Source organism: Mesorhizobium sp. M2C.T.Ca.TU.002.02.1.1, from assembly GCF_003997225.1.
On the sequence record NZ_RZTO01000097.1, the window covers coordinates 1 to 11,598 of the forward strand.

General features: G+C 64.4%; 9 protein-coding genes and 1 pseudogene. 2 read left to right on the forward strand and 8 right to left on the reverse strand.

The window, feature by feature from the left end:
- Nucleotides 1-230, forward strand: a pseudogene (locus EOD07_RS07835) (hypothetical protein); the annotation flags it as partial.
- A gap of 76 nt (nucleotides 231-306) precedes the next feature.
- Here EOD07_RS07835 and EOD07_RS07840 read toward each other — a convergent pair.
- Genes EOD07_RS07840 through EOD07_RS07850 form a run of 3 tightly spaced genes read right to left on the reverse strand, consistent with a single transcriptional unit; the run spans nucleotide 307 to nucleotide 4,963 of the window.
- Nucleotides 307-1,455: an efflux RND transporter periplasmic adaptor subunit gene (locus EOD07_RS07840; RefSeq protein ID WP_127234795.1), complete on the reverse strand. Its 1,149-nt coding sequence runs from the start codon at nucleotides 1,453-1,455 to the stop codon at nucleotides 307-309.
- Between the two features lie 14 nt (nucleotides 1,456-1,469).
- A complete protein-coding gene (locus EOD07_RS07845; RefSeq protein ID WP_127234797.1) occupies nucleotides 1,470-4,667 on the reverse strand; it encodes a multidrug efflux RND transporter permease subunit in 3,198 nt (1,065 codons plus the stop codon).
- The gene (locus EOD07_RS07850; protein ID WP_244508436.1) at nucleotides 4,661-4,963 is read right to left on the reverse strand and encodes a hypothetical protein; all 303 of its coding nucleotides are present in this window, start codon (nucleotides 4,961-4,963) and stop codon (nucleotides 4,661-4,663) included. Before EOD07_RS07850 ends, EOD07_RS07845 begins: the two co-directional genes overlap by 7 nt.
- Before the next feature lie 188 nt (nucleotides 4,964-5,151).
- Between EOD07_RS07850 and EOD07_RS07855 the strand changes: the two genes are divergently transcribed.
- Nucleotides 5,152-5,733 (forward strand): TetR/AcrR family transcriptional regulator, encoded by a 582-nt coding sequence (locus tag EOD07_RS07855; protein WP_127234800.1) that lies wholly within the window; start codon nucleotides 5,152-5,154, stop codon nucleotides 5,731-5,733.
- A gap of 382 nt (nucleotides 5,734-6,115) precedes the next feature.
- On the opposite strand, the gene EOD07_RS07865 is transcribed toward EOD07_RS07855, so the two are convergent.
- The 5 genes from EOD07_RS07865 to EOD07_RS07885 all read right to left on the reverse strand — a co-directional run bounded on the left by EOD07_RS07865 (nucleotide 6,116) and on the right by EOD07_RS07885 (nucleotide 11,480).
- Nucleotides 6,116-7,138: a LacI family DNA-binding transcriptional regulator gene (locus EOD07_RS07865; protein ID WP_040990919.1), complete on the reverse strand. Its 1,023-nt coding sequence runs from the start codon at nucleotides 7,136-7,138 to the stop codon at nucleotides 6,116-6,118.
- 86 nt (nucleotides 7,139-7,224) lie between these two features.
- Complete coding sequence (locus EOD07_RS07870; protein ID WP_040990921.1) at nucleotides 7,225-8,019, reverse strand: ATP-binding cassette domain-containing protein; 795 nt, start codon at nucleotides 8,017-8,019, stop codon at nucleotides 7,225-7,227.
- Nucleotides 8,020-8,023: 4 nt separating this feature from the next.
- Nucleotides 8,024-9,010, reverse strand: a complete 987-nt coding sequence (locus EOD07_RS07875; protein WP_041009057.1) for an ABC transporter permease — start codon at nucleotides 9,008-9,010, stop codon at nucleotides 8,024-8,026.
- A gap of 107 nt (nucleotides 9,011-9,117) precedes the next feature.
- The gene (locus tag EOD07_RS07880) at nucleotides 9,118-10,050 is read right to left on the reverse strand and encodes a substrate-binding domain-containing protein (RefSeq protein WP_127234803.1); all 933 of its coding nucleotides are present in this window, start codon (nucleotides 10,048-10,050) and stop codon (nucleotides 9,118-9,120) included.
- Nucleotides 10,051-10,322: 272 nt separating this feature from the next.
- Nucleotides 10,323-11,480 carry a fumarylacetoacetate hydrolase family protein gene (locus EOD07_RS07885; protein ID WP_127234806.1) on the reverse strand — a complete coding sequence of 386 codons (1,158 nt, stop codon included), beginning with the start codon at nucleotides 11,478-11,480 and terminating at the stop codon, nucleotides 10,323-10,325.
- Nucleotides 11,481-11,598: the final 118 nt, after the last annotated feature.

Consider the following 11,598-nt stretch of genomic DNA (forward strand, 5'->3'; position numbering starts at 1 on the left):
GCGCGGCGCGGCTTGGCCTGGGGATAGCTCTGGGCCAAAGGGTCATGGCGAGCCCCGACCTGCAGGCAGGCCGATTGATCGCGCTGTCCTCCGTCTCGGTTCGCCTCGGCCAGCCCTATTGCGCCTTCATGCTGCCGGCCAAGGCAGAACGCGCCGATATCGCCGGCCTGGTCGAACTGCTTGCGAGCAATCCCCGCGAAGCCACGCACAGCGCAGGCGTCGGGAGCTGACTGAACCCACATAGCAAAACGGCGCCCTCGACGTGGGAGTCGAGGGCGCCGTCGGACCGGAAACTGATGGGGGTTATCAGCTGGCCGGTTTCGGTTGCGGCAAGGGAGAAACCGGCATTCCGGGTCCGATCTTCTGCAGATTGCCCGTGATCACCTGGTCGGTCTCGGAGATGCCGGAGGTCACGGAAATCAGGTCGCCGTCGGTGGGCCCAAGCGATACCAGCTTCTGGTCGACGGTGTTGCCCTTGCCGATGACATAGAGGTACTTGCCGAGCTGGCTGGAACCGAGCGCCACTTGCGGCACCATCAGCGTGTTGGGCTGCTCCTTCACATGCAGCCGCACCCGTACATATTGCCCCGGCAACAGCGTGAACTTGGCGTTGCCGATCGTGGCGCGCGCCGTGATGGTGCCGGTCGAATGGTCGATCGTGTTGTCGATGAAGGTGAGCTCGCCCTTCTGGCTGGGTTGTGTCTCGCCGGGCAGCAAAACGTCGACGGCGATCGGCCCGTTGGCCTTCGCCTGCTCGATCTGCACGAGATCGCTCTCGCTCGGATTGAAGGTCACATAGATCGGGTCGAGCTGCACCAGCGTGTTGAGCACCGTGCCGGCGACGCTGACCAGCGTGCCGACCGAGGCCTGGTTGCGGCCGATGCGTCCCGGGAACGGCGCCTTGATCTCGGCATAGCCGAGATTGAGCTCGGCCGTCCGCACCGTCGCCTGGTCGACGGCAAGGGCGGCCTGGGCCGTGCGCAGATTGCTGGTGCGCTGGTCGAAGCTGTCCTTGTCGAGATAGCCGGCCTTGGCGAGATCCGTGCCGCGGCCGAGATTGGACTTGGCGTATTCGAGCGTCGCGGTATCGCGCTGCACCTGTGCCTTCGCCTGATCCAGCGCGGCCTGATAGTCGTCGGGCGCGATGCGGTAGAGCAGGTCGCCCTGCTTGACGTCGCTGCCGTCGGCCGCGGTCTGCTCCTGCAGATAACCCGGCACACGGGCCTGCAGCGTGATGCTGCGGATCGACTCCACCCGCGCGGCGTAGTCGAGATAGATCGGCAATGTCTTCTTCACGACATTCACCACCGGCACCGGCATGACGAAGGCCGCCGGCGCGGGAGCCGCACCCGCCGTGCCGCCGCTGAGATTGCCCATGTCGAGCAGATGCACACTGGCCACCGAGATTGCGCCGAGCGCAACGGCCGTTCCCAAAGCGATTTTCCATCTACGCATTTTGGTCTCCAATCTTATTCAGCCGCTTGTGCGAGCGGCTGAAGCGCCGGCTCGGCGGTCGGTTCGATTTCTTTTGGCTGAGGGGCGTCGTGGTGCCCCTTGGCTGGTTCTTTTTCGCCGCGCTCGCGCAGCTGTTCGATCACCGCGTAGAAGACGGGCACGAAGACCAGCGACAGGATGGTCGCCGCCACCATGCCGCCGAAGACGGTGGTGCCGATCGACTGCCGGCTGGCAGCGCCCGCGCCCGTCGCGAACATCAGCGGCAGCACGCCGAGGATGAAGGCGAAGGCCGTCATCAGGATCGGCCTTAGCCTCAGCCGTGCCGCTTCCATCGATGCCTCGACGATGGTCAGGCCTTCCTCGCGCCGGCGTCTGGCGAACTCGACGATCAGGATCGCGTTCTTCGCCGCCAGGCCGATCAGCATGACGAATCCGATCTGCGAGTAGACGTCGATCTGCATGCCGCGCAGCAGGAGCACCACGAAGGCGCCGAACAAAGCCAGCGGCACGGCGAGCAGCACCATGAAGGGCATCGCCCAGCTTTCATACTGCGCCGCCAGGATCAGGAAGACGAAGACGATCGCCAGCCCGAACACGACAGATGCGATCGATCCGGCCTTGAGCTCCTGGAAGGTGATGCCGGTCCATTCGTAGCCGAAGTCGCGTGGCAGCACGTTGGCCGCCGCCCGCTCCATCGCGGCCACCGCCTGTCCGGACGAGAAGCCGGGGGCAGCGCCGCCATTGATCAGGGCCGAGGCGTTGTTGTTGTAATGCGGCACGGTCTCCGGACCGACGATCGGCACCAGCTTGCCCAGCGTGCTCAGCGGCACCATGCCGCCCGACGCGTTGCGCACGTAAAGCCTGGAGATGTCGGTTGCATCGGCGCGCGCGTCCTTGTCGGCCTGGATGGTCACCCGGAAGGTGCGGCCGAACAGGTTGAAGTCGTTGACGTAGAGCGAGCCGAGATAGATCTGCAGCGTGTTGAAGACGTCCGGCAGGTTGAGGCCGAGAAGCTTCGCCTTGCTGCGGTCGAGGTCGTAGTTGAACTGCGGCGTCGAGGTCGAGAAGGACGAGAACAGCTGCTGCGGGTTGAGTTCGGGCTGCTTGCGCGCCTCCGCGATCAGCGCCTGCGTGACGTCGTTCAGCGCTGCGCTGCCGCGACCCGACAGGTCCTCCACCTGGAACTCGAAGCCACCGGTGGTGCCGAGGCCCGGGATCGAGGGCGGATCGAAGGACAGCGCGAAGGCTTCAGGCATCTGCAACAGCTTGCCGCGCACCTGCTCGACGAGCTTCGAGGCGCTCTGGTCGGGCCCACGCTCGTCCCAGGGCTTCAGGATGGCGAACTCGACCGCTGAGTTCGACTGCGCGGCGCTGGTGAGGAAGTTCAGGCCGCTGATCGAGCCGACGATGTCGACGCCGGGCGTGTTCTGCAGGATGTCGCGCGCCTTCTGCGCCACCGCGTCGGTGCGTTCGAGCGAAGCGCCGTCCGGCAGCTGGATGACGACGAAGAAATAGCCTTGGTCTTCGACGGGCAGGAAGGTCGAGGGCAATTTCTGCCAGACGAAGTAGGTGGCGACCAGGCCGGCCGCGAACAGGCCGAGCATGATCCAGCGCAGCTTGATCAGGATGCGCACGCCATGCGCATAGGCATGCGACAGCCAGTCGAAGCCGGCATTGAACCAGCGGAAGAGCACGAACTGGGTCGCGCCGCGATGGCGCAGGAAGGCAGCGCTCAGCGCCGGCGACAGCGTCAGCGAGTTGAAGGCCGAGATGCCGACCGATATCGCCACGGTCAACGCGAACTGGTTGTAGAGCCGGCCGGAAACGCCCGGGATGAAGGCGACGGGGATGAACACCGCCATCAGCACCGCCGTGGTGGCGATGATCGGTCCCGTCACCTCGGCCATCGCCGCGCGTGTCGCGGCCAGCGGCTTGAGCCCGGCCTCGAGCTGTCGTTCGACATTCTCGACCACGACGATGGCGTCGTCGACGACAAGGCCGATCGCCAGCACCATGCCGAGCAGCGAGAGCATGTTGAGCGAGAAGCCCAGCATGTACATGATCGCCAGCGTCGCGATCAGCGAGACCGGAATGGCGATGGTGGGGATGATGGTGGTGCGCCAGCTCTGCAGGAAGACGAACACCACCGCCACGACCAGCACCAGCGCCTCGCCGAGCGTGATCAGCACGTCATGCATCGAGGCCGACACGAAGCGTGTCGTGTCGTAATGCATGGCGTAGTTGACGCCCTTCGGGAAACGCTGCGACAGCTCCTGCATCTTGTCCTTGACCCGCTGCTGCAGGTCGAGCGCGTTGGAGCCGGGCATCTGGTAGACGGCCAGAACCACGGTCGGGTCCTTGCCGAAGAAGGCGGACGAGGAATATTGCAGCGCGCCGAGCTCGATGCGGGCGACGTCGCGCAGCCGCACCAGCGAGCCATTCTGCGAGTTCGCGCGCACGACGATATCGCCGAATTCCTTCGGGTCACTCAAGCGGCCGACCGCATTGACCTGCATCTCGAAGGCGGTGCCGGCCGGCGCCGGCGACTGGCCGATCTTGCCGGCCGCCACCTGCACGTTCTGCTCGGAAATGGCGTTCTGCACATCGACCGCGGTTATGCCGAGATTGGCCAATTTGTCCGGGTCGAGCCAGACGCGCATCGAATAGCGACGTTCGCCGAAGATCTGCACGTCGCCGACGCCGGGCAGACGCTTCAGTGGGTCGACCACCTGCAGATAGGCGAGGTTGCTCAGTGCCACCGGATCGATCGAGCCGTCCGGCGAGGTGAGGTCGACGATCAGCACGAAATTGGGGTTCTGCTTCTTGATCGTCACGCCGCCCTGGTTGACGATGGCGGGCAGGGAGGATGCCGCTTGGCTGACGCGATTCTGCACGTCGACGGCCGCCGTGCTCAGCGGATAGCCGACGTCGAAGGTGATGGTGATGGTGGACGAGCCGTCATTCGAGCTCGTCGACGACATGTAGGTCATGCCTTGCACGCCGTTGATCTGCTGCTCGAGCGGCGTGGTGACCGTATCGGCCACGACCTGCGCGCTGGCGCCCGGATAGTGCGCGCTGACCACGACCTGCGGCGGCGTGATGTCGGGGAACTGCGAGACCGGCAACAGGAAGTAGGCGATCGCGCCGGCGAGCACCATGATGATGGCGATCGCCGACGCGAAGATCGGGCGGTGGATGAAGAAGTTCACCATGATGCGGACGCCTCGCCGAACGGTTTTGCGAAATGGCGCAGGCGCCGGGCCCGGCCGGAACCGGAATCCTGCAGGAAGGATGGCAGGACTTCATCGTCCGGCGCCTGTTCCGCCGCGCGCTGGCGCAGCAGCCGTTCGAAGGCTTTGGGGTCGATCCCGTCCGCCTTCATCACCAGCCGGATCATCGGATCCCGGATGGCTTCGTCGATCGTCAGGTCTTTGCGCTTTTGCATAGGAGTGGCTCCTTGCTCGGCCCGCATCGCATGATCACGGACCGCTTTTTTCTCGTTCTTCACCGGCCGAAGCCGCATGACAGGCAGGTTTTGCGTCCTATTTCACTCTGGCAGGGCTATCGGAGGCCTTGTCGTTTGACGGCGAGTGATATAGGTGTTACCAGTAAGTAACATGCTGGAAGTTACAGACCGGTAACACCCTAGTCAAGAGGTGGCGACGGTTTTTTTGGAAACGACGAAAGGAGATCATCATGACTGACGGCGTCGCGGAGCGTTCCCGCCCCAGGGATCGGATCCTGGAGACGGCGCAGGACATGTTCCACAAGCACGGCATCAAGGGCGTTGGCGTCGACGCCATCACCGAGGCTGCCGGCACCAACAAGATGACGCTTTACCGTCACTTCGAGTCCAAGGACGAGCTGATCATCGAATGCCTGCGCGCCACGGCGGCGAAGGCTTCAAGGATCTGGGACGAGTTTGAGGCGGAGCATCCCGGCGACAAGCTCGCCCAGTTGCATGCCTGGGTCCAAAAGGCTTCGGAACTGCTCAGCGCAGACAGCCGCGGCTGCGACATGGCCAATGCCGCCGTCGAGCTCACCGAGACCGATCACCCGGCAAGGCGGGTCATCAAGGAACTCAAGGAAGCCCAGCGCGAGAAGCTGGTTGCGCTTTGCCGCGATGCCGGCATCGGCCAGGCCGAGCTACTCGCCGATACGCTGTCGCTGCTGCTCGAAGGCGCGCGCGTCTCCATGCAGAGCGTCGGCGCCGAAGGCCCGAGCGCGCAATTCGTGCGCATGGCCGAAAGCCTGATCGCCTCGTTCCGGGCGCGCTGATCGGGATCCCTCCCTCATCGGGCCGCTTCGCGGTCACCTTCTCCCCGGGGGAGAAGAAGGCGCTGAATATCACCTCTCCCTTCGGGGAGAGGTCGGATTGCCCGAATTGCTCTTGCAATTCGACTTGGCAATCGGGTGGAGGGGAAGCTGCGGGCAAAGAAAAAGCCCGCTGCCGGGAGGAGGAGGCAGCGGGCTTCGATTTCGAACACGGCACGGGAGGAGGTGTACCGTATTCACCGTCGGTGTCTGGGAGGAGGAAGACATCCGACAGGCCAAGAAATACGAGCTGCCCAACGATTCGGCAATTGCGAAGCGTGCATAGCTGCTGTGCAGAATTGCAGGATCAATCGTCTGACAAATCCACGAAACATGCGCCGGCCTGCTACTGCACCGGCACGTTTTCCTTGAAGATCAGCCGCGGCTCGATGAATTTCTTGGTCAGGTAGGGCGCCGAGGAGGCGATGGAGCCGAGCAGGCGGATGACCGACTGCTCGGCGATCAATCGCGCATTCTGGTCGATGACGACGTCGGCGAGATCGTCGACGAGATAGCGGCGCGTTTCCTTGGTCAGGTCGTGGCAGATGAAGACCGGCTTCCTGCGCGGCTTGGCTTCCAGCAACGCCTTGGCGACACCCGAGCGCCCCGCGCCGACGCAGTAGATGCCGAGCAGCTCGGGTTCGTCGTGCAGCGCCTTGATGGTGGCGCGGTAGCTGGCGTCCGGCTCGTCGTTGATCTCGACGGCGCTGGACACGGTGAGATTGGGGAACTCCTCGCTCAGCACCGAGCGAAAACCCATCTCGCGCTCCTCGTGGCCGCGATAGGAGCGCGAGCCGACCACCATCGCCAGATGCCCCGTGCGGCCGCCGAGGAAGCGGCCCATCAGCAGCGCCGCCGTGCGGCCGGCCACCCGGTTGTCGATGCCGACATAGGCCGAGCGGGGCGCGGCCGGCACGTCGGAAATCAGCGTGACCAGCCTGATCCCGGCATCGACCAGCTCGCGCAGGATGTTGCGCGTGCGCGGATGGTCGACGGCGATCACGCCGACGCCATTGGCCTTGAGTGAGAGGTTCTCCACAGCGCTCTGGAGCGCGCCCGGCGAAATGCCGGCAAGGTTATGGATGCGGCATGAAGCGACCAGCGGCAGGCGCGCCGCATAATCGTCGATGTGGTGGGCAAGGTCGGCCATGAAGGCGTTGGACCCGATCGGCAGGAAGAATTCGAGATGCGCCGGCTTCGAGGGCAGCACGACCTGGTCGAGCGTCGGCAGATAGCCGAGCTGCTTGGCCGCCTCCATCACGCGCTGACGGTTGGCCGCGCTTGCGCCCGGCCGGTTGTTGAGCACCCGGTCGACGGTCGCGGTCGACAGGCCGCAGCTTTTGGCGATGTCGGCTACGGTGGCTTTCATGGGTCCAGTCATAGGGGCTGATGCGATCCTGTGCCAGCTCAAGGCGTGAATGGGCTTGGCCGCTGATGCGATTTGCTGGTCAGCAATCAGCCATGCCGCTGCGGGCCATCGGAAATCGCGTCGCGGATTTCCTTGTCCGACATGCCGGTGATGACGCGCTCGACCTCGGCGACGGTGGTCTTCTTCGGGTCGATGTCGTCGGCCACCACCTTGCCCCGGCGCATCACCACGATGCGGTCGACCACCTGGAAGACGTGGTGGATGTTGTGCGCGATGAAGATGCAGGAATGGCCGGAATCGCGGGCGCTGCGCACGAAGCTCAAGACCCCTTGCGTCTCCGCGACGCCGAGATTGTTGGTCGGTTCGTCGAGGATGATGAGATCGCTGTCGAAATGCATGGCGCGCGCGATCGCCACGGCCTGCCGCTCGCCGCCCGACAGCGAGCCGATCGGCGTCGTCGGCGGGATATTCTTGGTGATGCCGACTTCCCTCAGCAGGTCGCGCGCCACCGCGTTCATCGCCTCCTGGTCCATGCGGTTGAGGAAGCGCGGCGGCTTGATCGGCTCGCGCCCGAGGAACAGGTTGCGGGCGATCGACAGCTGCGTGACCAGCGCCGAGTCCTGGTAGATCGTCTCGATGCCGTGCGCGATGGCATCGCTGGTCGAGCGCAGCGTCACCTTCTTGCCGCGGATGAAGATGTCGCCGCTGGTCAGCGGCACGGCGCCCGACAGCACCTTGATCAGCGTCGATTTACCGGCGCCGTTGTCGCCGAGCAGGCCGACGATCTCCTTTTCATTGACGTGGAAATTGGCGTCCACCAGCGCCTGCACGCGCCCGTAGGACTTGCGGATGTTTGTCATGCGGATCAGAGGCTCGGCCATCGTCTTAAGTCCCCGCCTGGTGCCGGCGCTCGAGCCATGAATGCAGCGCCATCATGCCGAGGATGATCGCGCCGATGAAGATGTTGTAGGCCAGCCCCGGCACGCCGATCAGCACGATGCCGTTGCGCATGACGCGCAGGATCAGGATGCCGAGCACTGTACCGATGATGGTGCCGCGCCCGCCGGTCAGCGCCGTGCCGCCGATCACCACCATGGCGATGACCTCGAGCTCGTAGCCGGTGCCGCTGTTGGGGTTGGCAGCGGACGTGCGCAGCGACGAGATCACGCCGGCGAGCGAAGCCATCACCGCCGACAGGATGAACAGGCCGACCTTGACGCGGTTGACGTTGACGCCGCGCGCGCGGGCGGCATTGGGATTGCCACCGGCGGCCTGGATCCAGTTGCCGGTGCGGCTCTGCGTCAGCACGTAGCCCAGCGCGATCGCGGCGCCGATGAACCAGAACAGCGAGGCGTAGATGCGAAACGGGCCGACATAGAAGTCGCCGACCAGGATGTTGGCCAGCCAGCTGCCTTCCGCGCTCCAGGTCCGCTGCGGGAAGCCGTCGGTGATGAACAGCGCCGTGCCGCGTACGACCAAAAGCATGCCGAGCGTCACCAGGAAGGACGGGATCTTGAGCTGGGTGACGAACCAGCCATTCACCAGCCCGATCAGCGCGGCAACGATCAGCGCGATCAGCAGGCCCATTTCCAGCGAGGTGACGCCGCTGTTGTAGAGCGTCCACATCAACACCGGCGAGAAGCCGAACAGCGAGCCGACGGAAAGATCGAATTCGCCCGATGTCATCAGTAGCGTCATCGCCAGCGCGATCAGGCCGAGCTCGACGGTGAAGGCCAGGATGTTGGAGATGTTCTGCGGCGACAGGAAATCGGGATTGATGCCCCAGAAGACGACGAGCTCGACGATGAGCAAAACCAGTGGACCGAATTCCGGCCGTGCGATCAGGCGTTGGATGTGAGAACGGTTTTCCATTGAACCCACGACGTTACGGCCGGCCTGCCTGGCAGAGGCGGGCGCGGCGGGACAGGAAAAAGGCGGCCGCGACCGGGTGAAGTCGCGACCCTTCGAGTTTCAAGGGATTATTTGCCGGACAGGATCTTGTCGTAGACGCCGGCGGTGTCCTTCTCATAGAGCGCGCCGGTGATGACGTTGAAACCTGGGGGGATGCCGCTGGCGGCCATGTTGGCCAGCGAAAGCGCCACATAGCTGGTCGCCTGCGGGTCCTGCCACTGCGCGGCATTGACGTAGCCGTTCAGCACTTCCTGCGTGGTGTCGAGCGAGTTGCCCCAGCCGACGACCGGGATCTCGCCCGGCTTGACGCCGACTTGGTCGAACACGCGCTTGATCGAGCCGGTGACGAGGTCGCCGAGGCCGATGATGGCTTTCACCTTGCCTTTGTGCGCGGTGAGATAGTCGACCATGCGGTTGATCACTTCGGCCTGGTCGAGCGTCGCCTCGGTCACCTCATAGGTGATGCCAGCCGGCTCGAACACGCTCTTGATGCCTTCCTCTTCCTGCACGCCATAGGTTGCGCCGGGGATCTCGACCGGCATCCAGACGAAGTCGCCCTTCTTCACCAGGCCCTTGTCGACCAGGTATTGCGCCCAGTGCTTGCCGAAGGTGACGTTGTCGCCACCGACATAGGCGTTGAAGTTGGCCTTCGGATCGGGCGTGTTGAAGTTGATGATCGGGATGTTGGCCGCGCGGGCCTCTTTGGCGATGTCAACCAGGCTGCCCGGATCGGGGCTGGTGGTCACGATGCCGTCGGCCTTGGCGGCGATGGCGGCGCGGACGGCCTCCTGCTGCGAGGCCACATCGCCGTTGTGGAAGGACGTGTTGACCTTGTTGCCGGTGTCATCAGCCCATTGCTTGGCGCCAGCGAGGAAGTAGGTCCAGACCGGATCGGCCGGGCCGCCATGCGAAATCCAGTAGAACGTCTTGGCCTCAGCCATCGCCGGAACGGCGAGCATGGCGATCAAGCCAAGCACAAGCAGTCTTAGCCGCGAAAGCATTCGATTTCCTCCCATGTTTAAACTCTCCTCCTGGATCGGCGCGACGCGGCCTTGGACCGCGTCTCCTGCCGGCGCCGCCCCGAACATCTAGAGCATTCTCTTTTTTCGGCGCTGGCAAGCCTCCATCGCCAATGGAAGTTGGGTGAGGCGCGCACGCCATCAGCAATCCCATCAGATTGCATCAGATCAGGTGCTATTTTCTGGGGCAGGCAGGTGCCGTTAGCCCATCGGCTCGCCGTGGTGGGCTGCGGCGATGTCGCCTCGGTCGAGCGTTAGAGAAGGCCTGCCTTGGCCAGGTCGCGCATCAGGTGGCTGGCGCCGTAGGTCCAGTGCGGGCAGTCAGGCGACAGGCGCACGCGGTTGGTGAGCGCGCCGAGCTTTTCGGACGAGATGGTGACGATGTCGCCGACCTTGTGCGTAAAACCCTTGCCCTTCTCGCCGCGATCCTTGGAGGGCACGAACATGGTGCCGAGATAAAGCGCCAGCCCGTCCGGATACTGATGGTGCGGCCCCATCGCCGCCTTGACCAATTCCTCGGGCGAGCGGCTGATCTCCGCCATCGAGCTCGCGCCCTCCAGCGAGAAGCCGTCCTCGCCCTCGACGCTGAGCCGCACCGTGGCGCGCTTCACGTCGGCGATCGAAAAGGTCTCGTCGAACAGCCGGATGAACGGCCCGAGCGAGGCGGAAGCATTGTTGTCCTTGGCCTTGCCGAGCAGCAGCGCCGAGCGGCCCTCGACATCGCGCAGATTGACGTCGTTGCCGAGCGTGGCGCCGACGATGCGGCCCGAACTGTCGGCGATCATGGCGATCTCCGGCTCCGGATTGTTCCAGGTGGAGACCGGATGCAGCCCGACATCGGCGCCGAAGCCGACCGAGGCCATAGGCTGGCATTTGGTGAAGATCTCGGCGTCCGGGCCGATGCCCACTTCCAGATATTGCGACCAGGCGCCACGCGAAATCAGCTTGGCCTTGATTTCCATCGCTTCCGGCGAGCCAGGCTTCAGCTTCGACAAATCATGGCCGATCAGCCCGGCGATGTCTGCGCGGATGGCGTCCGCCTTCTCCGCCGAGCCGCGCGCCTGCTCCTCGATGACGCGCTCGAGCAGGCTGACGACGAAGGTGACGCCGGAAGCCTTCACCGCCTGCAGGTCGACGGGCGATAGCAGGATGGGCTTCGCGGCGTCGCGGCTGGCCTCAAAACTGTTCGCGGCAATGTCGGCGAGCGCGCCGATCGCCTTGCCCTTGGCAGAACGCAGATAGTCAGCCGGATCCTTCAACTCGCAAAGATCGCGCACAGTCGGCGCCGCGCTCGAGGTGATATCGATCACTTCGCCGTTCCGCACCGTCACCACCATCGGGTGGGCGGCTTCGCTGGTTCTGGCGCGGCCGACGAAAAGTCCTTCGGCGGGCAGGCGGGTCGGATCGGTCATGGTGCTGTCCTCTCAATCTTGCGGGCGGCACTTTCCCCGGATTTTGCCCAGACGTCTACCCATTGATGGTGTGGTCTATGGGGCCAATGGGCTTGCTGTGTCAGAGCCGTTGGCGATC